The 18,338-nt window shown below is 73.5% G+C and carries 13 protein-coding genes; 1 reads left to right on the top strand and 12 read right to left on the bottom strand.

The genetic code is table 11. The features are described 5' to 3' along the window. Nucleotides 1-2: 2 nt before the first annotated feature. From recA to ACZ3UD_RS26050, 4 genes are all read right to left on the bottom strand, one after another. Complete coding sequence (gene recA, locus ACZ3UD_RS26035; RefSeq protein WP_465592325.1) at nt 3-1,115, bottom strand: recombinase RecA; 1,113 nt, start codon at nt 1,113-1,115, stop codon at nt 3-5. 195 nt (nt 1,116-1,310) lie between these two features. After that, on the bottom strand, nt 1,311-2,522 hold the full coding sequence (locus ACZ3UD_RS26040; RefSeq protein WP_465592328.1) for an AI-2E family transporter: 1,212 nt from the start codon (nt 2,520-2,522) through the stop codon (nt 1,311-1,313). 36 nt (nt 2,523-2,558) lie between these two features. After that, nucleotides 2,559-2,753 carry a DUF3046 domain-containing protein gene (locus ACZ3UD_RS26045; protein ID WP_396251953.1) on the bottom strand — a complete coding sequence of 65 codons (195 nt, stop codon included), beginning with the start codon at nt 2,751-2,753 and terminating at the stop codon, nt 2,559-2,561. Nucleotides 2,754-3,099: 346 nt separating this feature from the next. Further along, nucleotides 3,100-4,707, bottom strand: a complete 1,608-nt coding sequence (locus tag ACZ3UD_RS26050; RefSeq protein ID WP_465592331.1) for a S8 family serine peptidase — start codon at nt 4,705-4,707, stop codon at nt 3,100-3,102. A 210-nt stretch (nt 4,708-4,917) separates the two neighbouring features. On the opposite strand from ACZ3UD_RS26050, the gene ACZ3UD_RS26055 reads away from it, so the two are divergent. After that, nucleotides 4,918-9,669, top strand: a complete 4,752-nt coding sequence (locus tag ACZ3UD_RS26055) for an ATP-dependent helicase (protein WP_465592334.1) — start codon at nt 4,918-4,920, stop codon at nt 9,667-9,669. 77 nt (nt 9,670-9,746) lie between these two features. Here ACZ3UD_RS26055 and ACZ3UD_RS26060 read toward each other — a convergent pair whose 3' ends face one another. From ACZ3UD_RS26060 to ACZ3UD_RS26095, 8 genes are all read right to left on the bottom strand, one after another. After that, nucleotides 9,747-10,040 carry a hypothetical protein gene (locus ACZ3UD_RS26060; RefSeq protein WP_465592337.1) on the bottom strand — a complete coding sequence of 98 codons (294 nt, stop codon included), beginning with the start codon at nt 10,038-10,040 and terminating at the stop codon, nt 9,747-9,749. A 57-nt stretch (nt 10,041-10,097) separates the two neighbouring features. Beyond that, nucleotides 10,098-10,466, bottom strand: coding sequence for a helix-turn-helix domain-containing protein (locus ACZ3UD_RS26065; protein WP_030290911.1), 369 nt, complete (start codon nt 10,464-10,466; stop codon nt 10,098-10,100). A gap of 316 nt (nt 10,467-10,782) precedes the next feature. Continuing rightward, nucleotides 10,783-11,259 (bottom strand): CinA family protein, encoded by a 477-nt coding sequence (locus ACZ3UD_RS26070; RefSeq protein ID WP_380615210.1) that lies wholly within the window; start codon nt 11,257-11,259, stop codon nt 10,783-10,785. Between the two features lie 17 nt (nt 11,260-11,276). Then, nucleotides 11,277-11,915 (bottom strand): CDP-diacylglycerol--glycerol-3-phosphate 3-phosphatidyltransferase, encoded by a 639-nt coding sequence (pgsA, locus tag ACZ3UD_RS26075; RefSeq protein ID WP_465592341.1) that lies wholly within the window; start codon nt 11,913-11,915, stop codon nt 11,277-11,279. After that, nucleotides 11,912-13,417, bottom strand: coding sequence for a 30S ribosomal protein S12 methylthiotransferase RimO (gene rimO, locus ACZ3UD_RS26080; protein ID WP_465592344.1), 1,506 nt, complete (start codon nt 13,415-13,417; stop codon nt 11,912-11,914). The genes pgsA and rimO overlap by 4 nt, the downstream gene beginning before the upstream one ends. A 97-nt stretch (nt 13,418-13,514) precedes the next feature. After that, the gene (locus ACZ3UD_RS26085) at nt 13,515-14,375 is read right to left on the bottom strand and encodes a helix-turn-helix domain-containing protein (protein WP_465592347.1); all 861 of its coding nucleotides are present in this window, start codon (nt 14,373-14,375) and stop codon (nt 13,515-13,517) included. A gap of 259 nt (nt 14,376-14,634) precedes the next feature. Continuing rightward, nucleotides 14,635-17,313, bottom strand: a complete 2,679-nt coding sequence (locus ACZ3UD_RS26090) for a DNA translocase FtsK (RefSeq protein ID WP_465592350.1) — start codon at nt 17,311-17,313, stop codon at nt 14,635-14,637. Nucleotides 17,314-17,481: 168 nt separating this feature from the next. After that, nucleotides 17,482-18,117, bottom strand: a complete 636-nt coding sequence (locus ACZ3UD_RS26095; protein WP_465592353.1) for a response regulator — start codon at nt 18,115-18,117, stop codon at nt 17,482-17,484. Between the last annotated feature and the right edge of the window lie 221 nt (nt 18,118-18,338).

An 18,338-nucleotide genomic window follows, 5' to 3' on the forward strand; every position in this document is an offset into this window, starting at 1 on the left:
GCTCAGGCCTTGGCCGCTGCCGTCTTCTTCGCCGCGGCCGTCTTGACGGCGGTCGCGGTGATCGGCTTGGCGGCGCCGTCGGCAGCGGTCTCCGCCTCGCCCTCGGCGGGCTCCTCGGTCTTCGGGCCGATGCCCAGCTTGCCCTTGATCTTCCGCTCGATCTCGTCGGCGAGCTGCGGGTTGTCCCGCAGGAAGTTGCGGGCGTTCTCCTTGCCCTGGCCGAGCTGGTCGCCCTCGTAGGTGTACCAGGCGCCGGACTTGCGGATGAAGCCGTGCTCGACGCCCATGTCGATCAGGCCACCCTCGCGGCTGATGCCGATGCCGTAGAGGATGTCGAACTCGGCCTGCTTGAACGGCGCGGCGACCTTGTTCTTGACGACCTTGACCCGGGTGCGGTTGCCGACCGCCTCGGTGCCGTCCTTCAGGGTCTCGATCCGGCGGATGTCCAGGCGGACCGAGGCGTAGAACTTCAGCGCCCGGCCACCGGTCGTGGTCTCCGGCGAACCGAACATCACGCCGATCTTCTCGCGCAGCTGGTTGATGAAGATGGCGGTGGTGTTCGACTGGTTCAGCGCACCGGCGATCTTGCGCAGCGCCTGGCTCATCAGCCGGGCCTGCAGACCGACGTGCGAGTCACCCATCTCGCCCTCGATCTCGGCGCGCGGGACGAGCGCCGCGACCGAGTCGATGATCACCAGGTCGATCGCGCCGGAGCGGATCAGCATGTCGGTGATCTCCAGGGCCTGCTCACCGGTGTCCGGCTGGCTGACCAGCAGGGCGTCGGTGTCCACGCCGAGCTTCTTGGCGTACTCCGGGTCGAGCGCGTGCTCCGCGTCGACGAAGGCGACCGTGCCGCCGGCCCGCTGGGCGTTGGCGGCCAGGTGCAGGGTCAGGGTGGTCTTGCCGGAGGACTCGGGGCCGTAGATCTCGATCACTCGGCCGCGCGGGATGCCGCCGACCCCGAGGGCGACGTCCAGGGCGGTGGATCCGGTGGAGATCACCTCGACCGGCTCGTTGGCCTTCTCGCCGAGGCGCATCACCGAGCCCTTGCCGAACTGCCGCTCGATCTGGGCGAGAGCGGTCTCCAGGGCCTTCTCGCGGTCCGTACCTGCCATGGCTTTTTCCCTCGGGTTCTGTGCTGTGCGCTTCATCGTCACCGACGCTAGCGCGTCCCACTGACAAACGAGCCCCACCCGGCTCAGCCTGTGGAAAACTCCTCGCCGGAGAGTACAAAGAACATCTGTTCGATTCAAGCCTCGCACGTCCGGCCCCGACGCGGGGCGGGCCCTCGGACCGCGCCCCGCCACCGGTCACTCGCCGTCGCCCCCGACCATCCGCCGCAGCCGCCGCGCCGCCTCCCGCCGCAGCTCCCGACGGGCCCGCCGCTGCTCACCGCGGTCGATCCGCGGATCGGTGGCCACCTCGTACCGCCGCACGTACGTCCCGACGAAGCCCTGCAGGGTGGCCGCCGCCGGGATCGCGATCAGCGCGCCCACCGCGCCCAGCAGGGCGGCGCCCGCGATCACCGCGCCGAAGGCCACCGCCGGGTGCACGTCCACTGTCTTCGCGGTGACTCTCGGGTGCAGCACGTAGTTCTCGATCTGCTGGTAGACCGCTGTGAACACCAGCACCCACAGCGCGTCCACCGGGTCCACGGTGAGCGCCACCAGCACCGGCAGCGCCCCCGCCAGGTACGTCCCGATGGTCGGTACGAACTGCGACATGACGCCCACCCAGATCGCCAGCGCCGCCGAGTACGGCAGGTCGATCAGCTCGAACATCACCCAGTGCCCGGCCGCCGACACCACCGCGAGCACCGCTCGCGAGTACAGGTAGCCGCCGGTCTTGGCGAGCGCGATCTCCCAGGCCCGCAGCACCTCGCCCTGCTTCGACGGCGGCAGCAGCGAACACACCGTCCGGCGCACCCGAGGGCCCTCGGCGGTGAAGTAGAAGGTGAACAGCCCGACCGTGAAGGTCTGGAAGAGCCCTCCGATGAGGGTGGAGGAGACGCCCCAGACATTGTCGGCGGCCTGCTGGGCGTAGCCCTCGATGGTGCCGGAGTCCTTGAGCAGCCGCTTCTGCAGCTCACCCAGCGAGAGGTCCTGATGGAAGGTCCGGTTGACCCAGCCGATCAGATTGTCGACCAGGTGCGGCATGTCCCCCGCGATCTTCGCCACCTGATCCACCAACAACGTACCGAGCGCCGCCAGGAACCCGACCACCGCGACCCCGACCGCGACGAACACCAGGAAGGTGCCCACCCCACGACGCACCCCGCGCGCCGCTATCCGGTCCACCGCCGGCTCCAGCGCCAGTGAGAGGAAGAAGGCCACCAGCAGCATCACGAACAGGTCGATCAGCTGCCGGAACGCCCAGTCGGCGAGCTGGAACAGCCCGACCAGCACCAGGAACAGCACCATCGCCCGGGGCAGCCAGCGCGGCATCCCACCCCACAGGGCCCGCTCCTCGTCGGCGGCCCGCACCGACCCTTCCTCGATCTTCTGCTCTCCGCTGATCGTCACCCCGACAGTCTGTCCCACCACCCCCGAGGGAAAGGCTCAGCGCAGCAGGGTGGAGACCCCCTGGGTCTCACAGACCACCCGCCAGACGTCCTTGGCCTCCCAGCCCGCCTCCAGCGCCTGGCGCACCGTCCGCCCGCCCAGCTCGCTCATCACGTGGTCGGACGCGAAGGACTCCGCGTACGCCTCCCCGAAGTGCGCGTACATCCGTCGCCAGAACTCCGTCAGCCTCATGCCCCCAGTATCCCGGACCCCGCACCGAACCCCCGGGCCTGCCGCTCCTCCGCCCCACCCCCAGCACCAACCCACCCCCAGCAACCCCCACCCACCCCGCACCTCTCCCGCCAGCGAGAGGGACGCGCTGCGGAAGGGGGCGGCGCAGGGGGCGGCCCGGAGAGGGGCGTGACGGGTGATTTTCAGACTGCCACCGCACCCAACACCCCACCCAACACCCCACCCAACCGAATGGGCAGTCCGAAAATCACCCAGCCCCGGAGCGGCCACCCCCGGAGCCACCCCAGGCCACCCACCCTCCCGAAAGCCACCCCCACAACAGACACCCCCCACCCCAACACCCCCCTCAACGGGGCAACGCCAACAGCCCCGCCCCGAAATACTGCCGGTCCCCACAAGCCCGCGGCCCCACCGGACACCCCGCCGCAGCCGTAGTCGCCAACAGAGCAGCCAACCCACCGGACCCGAGATCCGGATGCAACGCCGCCGCGACCGCCACCGCCCCGGCGACATGGGCCGCCGCCATCGAGGTCCCCGCCAGCGCCGCGTACTGCCCGCCGGGCCAGTCGGAGACGATCGCCCCCTGCGGCCCGCCGTCCGGATCCCCGCCCGGGGCCGCGAGCGAGACGTGCCCGCGCCCGTAGTTGGAGTACGAGGACGGACGCCCGTCCCGGTTGACGGCGGTGACGGTGACCACGCCCGGGAGTTCGCCGGGAAGGCGAATGCACTCGGTGCCCAGGTAGCGGGTGCGGGCCGGCTCGGAGCCCCGGTCGTTGGGACTGCGTTCGTCGGTCCGGGCCGCGCCGAGGTCCTGTCCGTCGTTGCCGGCCGAGGCGACCACCACCGCGCCCTTGCGCTGGGCGTACGCGGCGGCCCGGCCGACGGCCGCGACCAGCGCCGCCTGGTCCCGGTCCTCGGGGCAGTTGTACTTCCACGGGTCCGCGAAGTAGCTGTTGTTGATCGCCTTGGCCCCGTGGTCGGCCGCCCAGAGCATGCCGCAGACGATGTTCTCCGCGTAGTACTGCCCCAGCGGCCCGAGCAGCCGGACGGCGGCGATCCGCACCCCCGGCGCGACCCCGGTGACGCCCTTCCCGTCCCGGGCCGCGCCGATGATGCCGGCGACGTGGGTGCCGTGTCCGCTCTCCCCCACTCCTGAGTCGGGCCGCCAGGAGCCGGTCCGGGCGTCCGGCCGCCCGTCCGCACAGGAGGCCGAGGCCTTCGGGTCGACGGCGGCCCACAGGTCCGGGTGGCTGTCGTCCACACCCGAATCCAGCACCGCGACCAGCACCTTGTGCAGCGCCTCGGCACTCGGCGTCCCCCCGCCTGCGTTCCCGGTCCGCCCCGAGGCCGGGCCCAGCATGGCGAGGTTCCAGGCGCCGCCCTCCGCCGGATCGGGCACGGTGGGGGTCCCGCCCTCCTCCCCCTCGAAGGCCGCCCGTCCGCGGACAGCCACACGCCCGCCAGTCGTCACAAGCCCGCCGGGGACCGTACGCCCGCCCGGAGCCACGCGTCCGCCGGAGGCCGCACGCCCCTCCGAGCTCCCCCGCTCAGCCCCCGCCGCGAAGTCCCCGGTCCCGTCCACCGCCCGCGGCGGCCCCACCACCGGCGCGGTCCGGGTCGCTCCCACGGCGGCGATCCCCGGCCGGGCCCGGACCCTGTCCGCGAAGCCGCCGGTCGCGTACGCCAGCACCGCCCCGATCTGCGGGTACTCCTGCACCACCTGTCCGCCCGCCGCCCGGCTCTCCGCCCCCGCCCGGGCGGCGCCCTCGGCGTCCTCCCGTCCGGCCAGCACCAGGTAGCTCAGGTACGCCCGCCCGGGCCCGGAGACGTACGGCACGGCCCCGCCGACCACCAGGGCCGTGAGCAGCATCGCCAGCAGCATCCGGACGGGCCCGCGGACCCTGCGACGGCGGACCGCGCGGGCGGGACTGCCGGACTGGTGCGCCTGCGCCATCCCACGGTCTCCGCTCGTCGGTCCGGTGAGGTCACGGCATGCGGGCCACGGCGGTGCGGTCACAGCCACGGATTGATCACATGTCCGATTCATTACAATATGAGCGGTTCATCGTTCCCGCCTTCTCGACTACACCCGCAGCCGCACCCGTCCCCCGACGAGCCCCCGCCCGTCGGCCCGCTTGTCAGTCCCACCCGGCACCATGGGGGCATGGCGCCCCAGCACCCGACCCCGCCCGCCGACAGCCCGCAGGCCGACGACCCCCTGGCCGGATTCGCCCCGGCCACCCGGGCCTGGTTCACCGGTGCCTTCTCCGCCCCCACCACCGCCCAGTCCGAGGCCTGGCGCGCCATCCGGCGGGAGACCGACGTCCTGGTGGTCGCCCCCACCGGCTCCGGCAAGACGCTCGCCGCCTTCCTCTCCGCGCTGGACCGCCTCAGCAGCACCCCGCCCCCCGCCGAGCCCAAGCGACGCTGCCGGGTGCTCTACGTCTCGCCGCTCAAGGCCCTCGCGGTGGACGTCGAGCGGAACCTGCGCGCCCCGCTGACCGGACTGCGCCAGGCCGCCGTCCGCCTCGGTCTGCCCGAGCCGGAGGTTCAGGTCGCCATCCGCTCCGGCGACACCCCCGCCGCCGACCGCCGCCGCTTCACGACCCACCCGCCGGACATCCTGATCACCACCCCCGAGTCGCTCTTCCTGCTGCTCACCTCCGCCTCCCGGGAGGCGCTGCGCGGCGTGGACACGGTGATCCTGGACGAGGTGCACGCGGTCGCCGGCACCAAGCGCGGCGCCCACCTCGCACTCAGCCTGGAGCGGCTGGACGAGTTGCTGGAGCGCCCGGCCCGCCGGATCGGCCTGTCCGCCACGGTGCGCCCGGTCGAGGAGGTGGCCCGCTTCCTCAGCCCCCAGCGCGGCGCGGCCGTCGTCCAGCCCGCCGCCGCCAAGGAGTTCGACCTCTCGGTGGTCGTCCCCGTCCCCGACCTGGACGACCTGCCCGCCGCCCCGGCCACCGGCGGCGCCGCCGGCAGCGACCCGCAGCGTCAGGCCTCGATCTGGCCGCACGTCGAGGAGCGGATCGTCGACCTGGTCGAGGCGCACCGCTCGACCATCGTCTTCGCCAACTCCCGCCGCCTGGCCGAGCGCCTGTGCAACCGGCTGAACGAGATCGCCCACGAGCGCGCCACCGGCACCGCCGTCCCCGAGGCGCACGCGCCGGCCCAGTTGATGGGCGGCTCGGGCGCCGCCAAGGGCGCGCCCGCGGTGATCGCGCGGGCGCACCACGGCTCCGTCTCCAAGGAGCAGCGCTCGCTCGTCGAGGAGGAGTTGAAGGCCGGCCGGCTGCCCGCCGTGGTCGCCACCTCCAGCCTGGAGCTGGGCATCGACATGGGCGCCGTGGAGCTCGTCGTCCAGGTCGAGTCCCCGCCCTCGGTCGCCTCCGGCCTGCAGCGGGTCGGCCGGGCCGGCCACCAGGTCGGCGCCGTCTCCACCGGCGTCTTCTTCCCCAAGTACCGGGGGGACCTGGTGCAGTCCGCCGTGGTGACCGAGCGGATGCGGGCCGGCCGGATCGAGGCGCTGCGCATTCCGCGCAACCCACTGGACGTGCTGGCCCAGCAGCTGGTCGCGATGACGGCCCTGGACGCCTGGCCGGTGGACGACCTGCTCACCGTGGTCCGCCGCGCCGCGCCCTTCGCCACCCTTCCGCAGTCCGCCTTCGACGCCGTGCTCGACATGCTGGCCGGCCGCTACCCCTCGGACGCCTTCGCCGAGTTGCGCCCCCGGGTGGTCTGGGACCGGGTGGCCGGCACGGTCACCGGCCGCCCCGGCGCCCAGCGCCTGGCCGTCACCTCCGGCGGCACCATCCCCGACCGCGGCCTGTTCGGCGTCTTCATCGCCGGGGCGGACCCCAAAAAGGGCGGGGGCAGGGTCGGCGAGCTGGACGAGGAGATGGTCTACGAGTCCCGCGTCGGCGACGTGTTCACCCTCGGCACCACCTCCTGGCGGATCGAGGAGATCACCCACGACAAGGTGCTGGTCACCCCCGCCCCCGGCGTCCCGGGCCGGCTCCCGTTCTGGAAGGGCGACACCCTCGGCCGGCCGCTCGAACTCGGCCGCGCCCTGGGCGCGTTCACCCGCGAGCTGGGCACCCTCCGGCCGCAGGCCGCGACCGAGCGCCTCAAGCAGGCCGGCCTGGACGACTGGGCCGCAGCCAACCTGCTCGACTACCTCGCCCAACAGCGCACCGCCTGCGGCCACCTCCCGGACGATCGCACCATCGTGGTCGAGCGTTTCCGGGACGAGCTCGGTGACTGGCGGATCGTCATCCACTCCCCCTTCGGCGCCCAGGTGCACGCCCCCTGGGCCCTGGCCCTGGGCGCCCGGCTGCGCGAGAAGCACGGCCTGGACCCCCAGGTCATGCACGCCGACGACGGCATCGTGCTCCGCCTGCCCGACGCCGATCTCCTGGCCCCTGACTTCGATTTCAGCAGCCCGTCCGAACCCGCCGGTTCGACCCCGGACGAGGCCCCGGTCGGCGCCGACGCCGCCCTGTTCGACCCCGGCGAGATCGAGCGGCTGGTCACCGACCAGGTCGGCGGCTCCGCCCTGTTCGCCTCCCGCTTCCGCGAGTGCGCCGGCCGCGCCCTGCTGCTCCCCCGCCGCAGCCCCGGCCGCCGCACCCCGCTCTGGCAGCAGCGCCAGCGCGCCGCCCAACTGCTCGAAGTCGCCTCCGAGTACGGCTCGTTCCCGATCGTCCTGGAGGCCGTCCGGGAGTGCCTGCAGGACGTCTTCGACGTCCCCGGCCTGGTCGAGCTGATGGGCGACCTGGAGTCCCGCGCGGTCCGCCTGGTCGAGGTCACCACCCCCGAGCCCTCGCCCTTCGCCCGCTCGCTGCTGTTCGGCTACGTCGCCCAGTTCCTCTACGAGGGCGACTCCCCGCTCGCCGAACGCCGCGCCGCCGCCCTCTCGCTGGACTCCCGGCTGCTGTCCGAGCTCCTCGGCCAGGCCGAGCTGAGCGAACTGCTCGACCCCGAGGTCCTCGCCGAGCTGGAGACCGAACTCCAACGCCTCACCCCCGAGCGCCGGATCAAGGACGCCGAGGGCGTCGCCGACGCCCTGCGCCTGCTCGGCCCGCTCACCGAGGCCGAGTTGACCGCCCGCGGCGCCGAACCGCTCTGGGCCCTGGAGCTGGAGGCCGCCCGCCGGGTGATCCAGGTCCGGATCGCCGGCGAGCAGCGCTGGGCCGCGATCGAGGACGCCGGACGGCTGCGCGACGCGCTCGGCACCCCGCTGCCGGTCGGTGTCCCCGAGGCCTTCACCGAGCCGGTCAAGGACCCGCTGGGCGACCTGCTGGCCCGCCACGCCCGTACCCACGGCCCGTTCACCGCGGCCGAGGCGGGCGCCCGCTACGGCCTGGGCACCGCCGTCGTCACCGGCACCCTGCACCGGCTCACCGCCGCTGGCCGCCTGGTCCAAGGGCAGTTCATCCCACCCGTCGCCCGCCACCACCCTTCTTCGGAAGCGCTTCGCGCTGCCCCTCCCGGCCACACCGCCCCCGAGTGGTGCGACGCCGAGGTGCTGCGCCGGCTGCGCCGCCGCTCGCTGGCCGCCCTGCGCCAGGAGGTCGAGCCCGTCCCGCCGCGCGCCCTGGCCGCCTTCCTCCCGCAGTGGCAGCACCTGGCCGGCCACCGGCTGCGCGGCCCGGACGGCCTGCTCCGGGTGGTCGAGCAGCTCCAGGGCACCGCCCTGCCCGCCTCCGCCCTGGAGAAGCTGATCCTCCCGGCCCGGCTCGCCGACTACTCCCCCGGCCTGCTGGACGAGCTGACGGCGGCCGGCGAGATCGGCTGGTGCGGCGCCGGCGCGCTGCCCGGCAAGGACGGCTGGCTGAGCCTGCACCTGGCCGAGAACGCCCACCTGCTGCGCCCCGAGCCCGTTGCGCCCGCGCTCACCCCGCTGCACAGCGCGCTGATGCAGGCGCTGGCCGGCGGCTACGGCCTGTTCTTCCGCCAACTGGTCCAGCAGCTCCCGGAGGACACGGCCGAGCCGGAGATCGTCGAGGCACTCTGGGACCTGGTCTGGGCCGGGTACGTCACCAACGACACCCTGGCCCCGCTGCGCGCCCTGCTCGGCTCCGGCCGCACCGCGGGCGCCACCGCCCACCGCGCGCCCCGGGCCACCCCGCGCGGCCGCTACGGCGGCGCCGGCCGCGCCTTCGGCCGGGTCGGCGGCGCGCTGCGCAGCGGCCCGCCGACGGTGGCCGGGCGCTGGTCGCTGCTGCCCGCCTTCGCCGCCGACCCGACGGTCCGGGCCACCGCCCAGGCGCAGAGCCTGCTGGACCGGCACGGCCTGCTCACCCGGGGCGCGGTGGCGGCCGAACGGGTGCCCGGCGGCTTCGCCGGCGTCTACCGGGTACTCGCCGCGATGGAGGAGCGCGGCCGGGCCCGCCGGGGCTACTTCGTCGAGGGCCTGGGCGGCGCCCAGTTCGCCATGGAAGGCGCGGCCGACCGGCTGCGCTCGGTCAACGGCGGGCTGGAGCGGGCCCGCAGCACCGAGTGGCCGGCCGCCCCGACCGCCGAGCCGCCGCAGCCGCTGGTGCTGGCCGCCGCGGACCCGGCGAACGCCTACGGCGCCGCCCTGCCCTGGCCTGAGCCGCCCACCGTCCCCGGCCGCAAGGAGTCCACCGCCCATCGGCCAGGCCGCAAGGCGGGCGCCCTGGTGGTCCTGGTGGACGGCGAGCTGGCGCTGTACGTGGAGCGGGGCGGCAAGTCCCTGCTGGCCTGGCCCGAGGACGAGGCGACCCGGGCGCTGGCCGCCGGGGCGCTGGCCGAGGCGGTCCGCGCGGGCGCGCTCGGCAGCGTCACGGTGGAGCGGGCCAACGGCGAGCCCGCGCTCGGCTCCGACCTCGGCCGCGCCCTGGAGGAGGCCGGTTTCCACGCCACCCCGCGCGGCCTCCGGCTGCGGCCCTAAGCAGCCGCGTTCGGAGCGCGCACGGGAGCACCGAAGGCCGCGGAGTCAACGACCCCGCGGCCTTCGGTCACATCTGATCATCCGACCGGTGGCGGCTGCGCCTCCACCCGGCCCACGGCCTCCTGGCGCCGACGCCGGACCGGACCGGTCGCGTTCCGGTCGGCGTGGACCGGGATGAGGCCGAGACCCCAGCCACCGGCCGCGAGCAGGCCCAGCACCGCGCCGTCGGCGAGCTGCCCCCTGACAGCCAGCAGCCACCAGGCGAGCCCGGCCGTCAGGGCCACCGGGACCCATCGGGCCGGCCAGGGCACCGACCGCCGCGCCCGCAGCCCTATTCGGGCCACCGCGCACACCGTCGCGAGTCTCCGCACGACTGCCCTCCTCCGCTCGCCCCGGGCATCGGTGGAGCCCGGGTGTCGAGGCCGGAATCAGGCGGCGACCACGTCCATCGCGGCGGCCTTGGGCGACATGTTCGCCCGGTCGGCGCCGGGGGCGGGCAGCGGAACCGGTTCGAGTACCGGCCTCAGCAGATCACCTTCGGAGAGGGTGGCCATCGCCGCAAGTTCGGCGAGCGACAGTTCGTCGCTGACCTCGCGCATGACCTCGGACATCCGGACGTCGAGTGCGTCGCAGATGGCGGAGAGCAGCTCCGAGGAGGCCTCCTTCTGTCCCCGCTCGACCTCGGAGAGGTATCCGAGCGAAACCCTGGCGGCCGCCGACACCTCGCGGAGTGTGCGGCCCTGGCGCTGGCGCTGCCGACGCAGTACATCGCCCAGTAGGCGACGGAGCAGGATCATCGGTGCCTCCCTCCTCGGACTGCGGATCGAGATGTCACGCCCCCACCGTACCGCCTTGCCCGCTTCGCGTGCGGGGACCCCGGTCGTGTTCACTCTGGGCTGCAAGGCCGTCCCCCTCCTCGTTCCGGTGTCACACCCGGGTTCGCGGGCCCCTCGTGGTACCCGACGCGGCCCACCCGGCCACCATCACGCAACTCGTTCGCCATCTGGTATCTGCCCAACCAGGACCTCGGATGTAACACGATCCTCCAGCAGTGCCATACCCGCGCGTGCCGGTTCGACAGATCTCGGTTCGGTGGAGATCCTCCGCCGGCCCCTACCGAGCGAGCCGGCCGACGAGCAGCTCCAGTGCGGCGGTCACCGCCCCGTGACGGATTGTGGCACGACCACCCGACAGCAGGGGCGAACTGACCAGAGTTCCCCCCGGGCCGGCCACCGCCAGGTGTACGGTGCCGACCGGCTGACCGTCCTGCGGGTCCGGACCGGCCACCCCGGTCGTCGCGAGCCCGTACGTGGCCCCCAGCAGCCCCCGCACGCCCTCGGCCATCTGCCGGGCCACCACCGGGTGCACCGGACCGTACACGTCCAACAGGCCCTCGTCCACACCGAGCACCGAGGCCTTCAGCTCGGTCGCGTAGGCGGTGACCGAGCCGCGGAAGGTCGCGGACGCCCCGGGGACGTCCACCAGCGCGGCGGCCAGCAGCCCGCCGGTCAGCGACTCGGCGACGGCCAGGGTGCCCCCCTGGGCCCGCAGCGCGGTGTGCGCCCGATCGGCCAGCTCGTAGTCCGTCACCCGGTCTCCCCCGTCGCTCACCGGTCCGCGCGCTCCGCGGCCGTTCCCTCGCGGCGCAGTCGCAGCGCCTGTCCGATGTAGTCCAGCGCCGTGCCGACGGTGAGCAGCACCGCCAGGCCCATCAGGACGGCCCGTCCGGTGGCCAGCCAGCCGGTCAGCGGCAGGACGTACATGCCGACCGCGGTGCCCTGGGTCAGCGTCTTGAGCTTGCCGCCGCGGCTGGCCGGGATGACCCCGTAGCGGATCACCCAGAAGCGCATCAGCGTGATGCCGAGCTCGCGGGCCAGGATCACCGCGGTGACCCACCAGGGCAGGTCGCCGAGCAGCGAGAGGCCGATCAGCGCCGAGCCCATGATCGCCTTGTCGGCGATCGGGTCGGCGATCTTCCCGAAGTCGGTGACCAGGCCCTTGCGGCGGGCGAGTTCACCGTCGAACAGGTCGGTGATCATCGCGATCGCGAACGCGGCCCAGGCGACGGCGCGCCACTTGGGGTTGTGTCCGCCGTCGGCGAACAGCAGCGCCACGAAGACCGGGACCAGCAGGACCCGGACCATCGTGAGCACGTTGGCGATGTTCCAGACACCCGGCGCCGGCGGAAGGGCGGCCGACGGTCTGCCCGGGTGGGCCGCGGCCGGGGCGCCTGGCCCCTTGGTCATTCCCCGACTCCCGGAGCCTCGGCCCCCGAAGTCCTGGGCAGTCGCACCCGTTCCAGCGCCTCGGCGATCAGGTCGACACCCTCGCTGGCCACCACGGTGGCCCGCCAGAACTGCCCGACCTCCGGGTTCTCGACGCCGTTCAGGGTGGTCAGGCCGTCGGTCTCCGGAGCCTGGTGGGCGGAGCGGCCCTCGACCACGCCGTCCTCGACCGACTCGATCAGCACCTCGACCTCGGTGCCGACCCGCTGCTCGGCCCGCTGGGCGGTCATCTCCTCGGCGAGACGGCTCAGCCGGCTCAGCCGGTCGGCGACCACGTCCTCGGGCAGCTTGCCGTCGTAGGTCGCGGCCTCGGTGCCCTCCTCGTCGGAGTAGCCGAAGACGCCGATCGCGTCCAGCCCGGCGTGGGTGACGAAGCGTTCCAGCTCGGCGTAGTCCTCCCCGGTCTCCCCGGGGAAGCCGACGATGAAGTTGGACCGGGCGCCGGCCTGCGGGGCCTTGTCGCGGATGGTCTTCAGCAGCTCCAGGAACTGGTCGGTGGAGCCGAAGCGGCGCATCCGGCGCAGCACGGCGGGCGCCGAGTGCTGGAAGGACAGGTCGAAGTACGGCACCACGTCGGTGGTCCCGGTCATCGCGTCGATCAGGCCCGGGCGCATCTCGGCCGGCTGCAGGTAGGAGACCCGGACCCGCTCGACGCCCTCGATCGCGGAGATCTCGCCGAGCAACGTCTCCAGCAGCCGGATGTCGCCGAGGTCCTTGCCGTACGAGGTGTTGTTCTCGCTGACCAGGACGATCTCGCGGACGCCCTGCTCGGCCAGCCACTGGGCCTCGTGCAGCACGTCGGAGGGGCGGCGGGAGATGAACGAGCCGCGGAAGGCCGGGATGGCGCAGAAGGAGCAGCGCCGGTCGCAGCCGGAGGCGAGCTTGACCGAGGCGACCGGGCTGTCGTCCAGCCGCTTGCGCAGGGTGCGCGGGCCGGAGGCGGGCGCGAGGCCGTCGGGCAGGTCGGCGATCGGCTCGGCGGCGGCCTCGGCGCCGTGGCCGGGCAGCGCGACGGCCTCGGCGGCGGACTGCCGCTCGGCGGGGCTGATCGGCAGCAGCTTGCGGCGGTCGCGCGGGATGTGCGGGGCGTGGTGGCCGCCGGAGAGGATGGTCTGCAGGCGGTCGGAGATGTCGGCGTAGTCGTCGAAGCCGAGCACGCCGTCCGCCTCGGGCAGCGCGTCGGCGAGCTCCTTGCCGTACCGCTCGGCCATACAGCCGACCGCGACGACGGCCTGGGTGCGGCCGTGGCCCTTGAGGTCGTTGGCCTCCAGCAGGGCGTCCACGGAGTCCTTCTTGGCGGCCTCGACGAAGCCGCAGGTGTTGACGACGGCGACGTCCGCCTCGGCGGCGTCGTCGACGAGCAACCAGCCGTCGGCTTCCAGTCGCCCGGCGAGTTCCTCGGAGTCCACCTCGTTGCGGGCGCATCCGAGCGTGACAAGGGCGACAGTGCGGCGTTCAGGCATAGGCCCAAGATTAACGCGCGGCCTCCGGTGCCGTTCGCCCCGGAGGCCGCGTGCCATCGATCAGCTGATCATCGACGGCCCTCGACGGCCCCTGTGGTCAGCCAGCCTGCGGGTCTCCGGGGGTGTACGTGACGTGCACCACCTGGCCGTCCTTGCCGAGGACTCCGAGGTCCTTGCCGTTGACGTACGCGTGCACGGCCCCGCCGTTGCCGAGCACCAGCTTGATCTGCTTGGGGTCGGTGAAGGTCTGGTCCTGACCGTCGCTGATGTTGTTCTGGAACAGCGACTTGCCGTTGCCGTCCATCGCCGAGACCCAGCTGGTGCCCTGGGCGACCAGCTTCACGGTGACCTTGTCGGCCGGGACGGCGGCGATCGCGGCGGCGCTCGGCGCGGGCGCCGGCGGCTGGACGGTGGGCGTTTCCGGGGCGACCGAGCCGGTGCCGGCGCCGCTGGGCAGTGGCGCGCTGGCGGAGCCGGTGGTGCCGTGGCCGCCCTTGCCGCTCACCAGGTTGAAGCCGATCAGCACGACCACCGCGACGATCGCGGCGACCATGGCCGCCGCCCAGTTCGGCCGGCCGCGGCTGGGCACCCTGATCGGGCCGCTGTCGATCAGCTGGGTGGCCGGGCGCTTGGCCGCCGGCGAGCCGCCGTGCGCGGCGTCGTAGCGGGCGACCAGCGCCTCGCCGTCCACGCCGACCGCGCGGGCGATCGAGCGGATGTGCCCGCGGGCGTAGAAGTCGCCGCCGCAGCGGTCGAAGTCGTCCTCCTCGATGGCGTGGACGATCGGCACCCGCACCCGGGTGGCGGTACTCACCTGGTCCACCGTGAGTCCCGCCTCGATCCGGGAGGCGGATAGCACCCGGCCGATGCTCGGGGCATCGGCCGCCTGCACCGAGTCGTCGGTCGGCTCGACGGACGACGGGGCGTTCTCGCGGTCGGAGGACTTGCCGATGGTCACGGGGCACGCCTTTCGAGCGGATGGCCACCTGCTGGAGAACAGTGTAGGGGCGTGGACGGATCGTTGCTCAAGCAGAAACGGGACGGATTGCGCGCGCCCGCTCCGACCGGGGGCCGCCCCCCGCTGACCGGTCGTCAGCGGGACACGCGGGGACCCGGAGTGCGCTTTCCGGCCTGTGACGCGGTGTACGGACGTTCGGTTCCCCACACCGCGCCTACCCTCCTCCGAACGAGTGAACACACCCGGAGGGCACGGCCCGTCAGCCCCGCAGGGTCATCAGCACGCCGTCCAACTCGTCCGGCTTCACCAGGACGTCGCGGGCCTTGGAGCCCTCGCTCGGACCGACGATCCCGCGCGACTCCATCAGGTCCATCAGCCGGCCCGCCTTGGCGAAACCGACCCGGAGCTTGCGCTGGAGCATCGAGGTCGAGCCGAACTGGGTGGAGACCACCAGCTCGGCCGCCTGGATCAGCAGGTCCAGGTCGTCGCCGATCTCCTCGTCGATCTCCTTCTTCGGCCCGGCCCCGGCCATCACGTCGTCCCGGTAGACGGCGCTCAGCTGGTCCTTGCAGTGCTGCACCACCTTGGCGATCTCCGCCTCGGTGACGAACGCGCCCTGCATGCGGATCGGCTTGCTCGCGCCCATCGGCAGGAAGAGCGCGTCGCCCTTGCCGATCAGCTTCTCCGCGCCGGGTTGGTCCAGGATGACCCGGGAGTCGGCCATCGCGGAGGTCGCGAAGGCCAGCCGGGACGGCACGTTGGCCTTGATCAGGCCGGTGACCACGTCCACCGAGGGCCGCTGGGTGGCGAGCACCAGGTGGATGCCGGCCGCGCGGGCCAGCTGGGTGATCCGGACCACCGAGTCCTCGACGTCGCGCGGCGCGACCATCATCAGGTCGGCCAGTTCGTCGACGATCACCAGCAGGTACGGGTACGGCCTCAGCTCCCGCTCGCTGCCCAGCGGCGGGGTGACCCTGCCGGCCTTCACCGCCTCGTTGAAGTCGTCCACGTGCCGGAAGCCGTACGCCGCGAGGTCGTCGTAGCGCAGGTCCATCTCGCGCACCACCCACTGGAGGGCCTCGGCGGCCTTCTTGGGGTTGGTGATGATCGGCGTGATCAGGTGCGGGATGCCCTCGTACGCGGTCAGCTCGACCCGCTTGGGGTCGACCAGGACCATCCGCACCTCGTCCGGGGTGGCCCGGGCGAGGATCGAGGTGATCAGGCAGTTGATGCAGGACGACTTGCCGGCGCCGGTCGCACCGGCCACCAGGATGTGCGGCATCTTGGCGAGGTTGGCCATCACGGTGTGGCCCTCGACGTCCTTGCCCATGCCGACGACCATCGGGTGGGTGTCCTCGGCGGCCGTGCGCGAGCGCAGCAGGTCGCCGAGGTTGACCATCTCGCGGTCCCGGTTGGGGATCTCGATGCCGACCGCGGACTTGCCCGGGATCGGGCTGATGATCCGCACGTCCGGGCTGGCCACCGCGTACGCGATGTTCTTGGCGAGCGCGGTGATCCGCTCCACCTTGACGGCCGGGCCGAGCTCGACCTCGTAGCGGGTGACCGTCGGGCCGCGGGTGAAGCCGGTGACCTTGGCGTCCACCTTGAACTCGGCGAAGGTGCCGGTGAGCTGGGCCACCACCTCGTCGTTGAGGGCACTGCGGGCCTTGGCCGGGCCGCCGCGCTCCAGCAGGTCGAGCGAGGGCAGCGCGTAGGTGATGCCCTCGCCGAGCTGGAGCTGCTCCATCCGCACCGGCGCCGGGCCGTGCTCCGCGGGCGCGCCCGGTCCGCCGCTGCGCGCGGCCGGGACGGCGGGCTCCTCCGGCGCGGCGGTGAGGTCCTCGACCTGGTGCATCATGTCCGCCACCGCGGAGGAGGCGGGCACCCCGTAGACCAGCGCGCCGTCCAGGTCGGCGGCCGCGCCGGCGGCGAGGTCGCGGGTGGCGTACGGGTCCAGCGGCTCCTTGTCGAGCGAGACCCGGACGGCCTCCGGCTGCTCCTCGTCGTCGACGCTCTGTCTGCGCCGGCGGCGGCGTCGACGGGCGGCCACCTCGTCGGTCGGGTCTTCACCGTCGGTGTCCAGGGTGAACGGCATGGCGTCGGGGTCGGCGTCCTCCGGCGGGTCGGTGGACAGCTCGCGCTCCGGCGTACGCCCCCAGCGCGGCTCGTCCTCCGGCCCTGACTCGATCACGCCGAGCCGTACGAACAGCCCCCGCACCCGCTCGCCGATCCGGTTGACCGGGGTGGCGGTGACCACCAGCAGACCGAAGAAGGCCAGCAGCAGGAGCAGCGGCACGGCCAGCGCCGGCCCGGCGGCGGCCATCATCGGAGTGGACGCGGCCCAGCCGATGATCCCGCCGGCCGCCCTTATCCGGGAGGCCCCGCTGCCCATCATGGGCGCGCCGCACCCGATGTGGACCAGGCCGAGGACGCCGACCAGCAGCGCGCCCAGCCCGATCACGATCCGGCCATTGGCCTCCGGCAGCTCGGGGTGGCGCCAGAGCCGGATCGCGATCCCGGCCAGCAGGAACGGCACCAGCACGTCGAGCCGCCCGAACAGCCCGGACACCACGGCGGTGGCCGCCTCGCCCAGCCAGCCCTGCGGGCTGAACCAGGTGCCGGCGGCGGTCACCATCCCGAGTGCGAACAACACCAGGCCCAGTCCGTCCTTGCGGTGGGCCGGGTGGAGGTTCTTGGCGCCGTCGCCGACGCCGCGGAAGATCGCGGCGATCGGGCTCGCCAAGGCGTTGAGGAGCCGCATCAGCCCCGAGCGGGACGGCGGCGGTGGCGGGGCCGACTTGGCCGCCGCCTTCTTCGCGGGGGCCCTGCGAGCTGCCGCCTTCTTCGCGGGCGGCTTGCCCGGGGCCTTCGCCGCGGCCTTCTTGGACGGTCCCGGAGTCGACTTACGTGCTGCGTTCCCGGGCGTGCGAGTGGCCATGGGTCAGCAGCCTACCGGTGCGAACCACCGGTGCACATGCGGCCGAGCCGCAGCGCCCGGACGTGTCGCAGACACACCGTCACGCTGACCGGGCTTCACCCGGCCGTACCGTCGAACCACCCGGACGGCCGAACGCGGGGCGCCGGCTCCGCGCGCCCGGCGGACGCCCTACGAGCTGCCCGGGCGCATCGCGTCCAGGGCCCGGCGCAGGCCGACGAGCTTGCGTTCCAGGTGCGCCGCGGTGGCGGCCACCCCGGCGTCCTCGGCCCCGTCCAGCTGCTTGCCCAGCGCCTCCGCCTGCTCCTCGACCGCCGCCAGCCGCGCGGACAGCTCGCCCAGCAGCGCCCCGCCGAGGGCCGGCTCGCCGCCGCCCGCCTCCAGCTGCAGCCGCAGCAGCGCGGCCTGCTCCTTCAACTGGCAGTTCTTGACGTACAGGTCGACGAAGACCGAGACCTTGGCCCGCAGCACCCACGGGTCGAAGGGTTTGGAGATGTAGTCCACCGCCCCGGCCGCGTAGCCGCGGAAGGTGTGGTGCGGCCCGTGGTTGATCGCGGTGAGGAAGATGATCGGGATGTCCCGGGTGCGCTCACGGCGCTTGATGTGGGCGGCGGTCTCGAAGCCGTCCATGCCCGGCATCTGGACGTCCAGCAGGATCACCGCGAAGTCGTCGGTCAGCAGCGCCTTGAGTGCCTCCTCGCCGGAGGCGGCGCGCACGAGCGTCTGGTCCAGGGCGGAGAGGATCGCCTCCAGCGCCAGCAGGTTCTCCGGTCGGTCGTCGACCAGGAGGATCTTCGCCTTCTGCATGGGGGCCCGCCCTCCTGTCGCTTGCCTGCCGCCCGGTGAAGGCACCCGCGCACTGCCCACCGCTACCCCGGTCATGCTAGCCGCACCCCCTCGCCCGGCACATCGCTCCGTCGGGACCCGATCCGGAGCGGCGCGCAGCCAGTGCTCCGGCGCACGCTCACCAGCGTGTCGCCGTCCGGTCACTGTTCGCAACGATCGGTGACCCTACCGGGTTCCCGGGT

The sequence above is a fragment of the Kitasatospora sp. NPDC023118 genome (assembly GCF_055560875.1).

Bases quoted from the DNA above. Each gene is read 5' to 3' on its own strand.
- recA (WP_465592325.1), bottom strand. From the start codon at position 1,115: ATGGCAGGTACGGACCGCGAGAAGGCCCTGGAGACCGCTCTCGCCCAG.
- ACZ3UD_RS26045 (WP_396251953.1), bottom strand. From the start codon at position 2,753: ATGAGGCTGACGGAGTTCTGGCGACGGATGTACGCGCACTTCGGGGAG.
- ACZ3UD_RS26050 (WP_465592331.1), bottom strand. From the start codon at position 4,707: ATGGCGCAGGCGCACCAGTCCGGCAGTCCCGCCCGCGCGGTCCGCCGT.
- ACZ3UD_RS26055 (WP_465592334.1), top strand. From the start codon at position 4,918: ATGGCGCCCCAGCACCCGACCCCGCCCGCCGACAGCCCGCAGGCCGAC.
- ACZ3UD_RS26065 (WP_030290911.1), bottom strand. From the start codon at position 10,466: ATGATCCTGCTCCGTCGCCTACTGGGCGATGTACTGCGTCGGCAGCGC.
- pgsA (WP_465592341.1), bottom strand. From the start codon at position 11,915: ATGACCAAGGGGCCAGGCGCCCCGGCCGCGGCCCACCCGGGCAGACCG.
- rimO (WP_465592344.1), bottom strand. From the start codon at position 13,417: ATGCCTGAACGCCGCACTGTCGCCCTTGTCACGCTCGGATGCGCCCGC.
- ACZ3UD_RS26090 (WP_465592350.1), bottom strand. From the start codon at position 17,313: ATGGCCACTCGCACGCCCGGGAACGCAGCACGTAAGTCGACTCCGGGA.
- ACZ3UD_RS26095 (WP_465592353.1), bottom strand. From the start codon at position 18,117: ATGCAGAAGGCGAAGATCCTCCTGGTCGACGACCGACCGGAGAACCTG.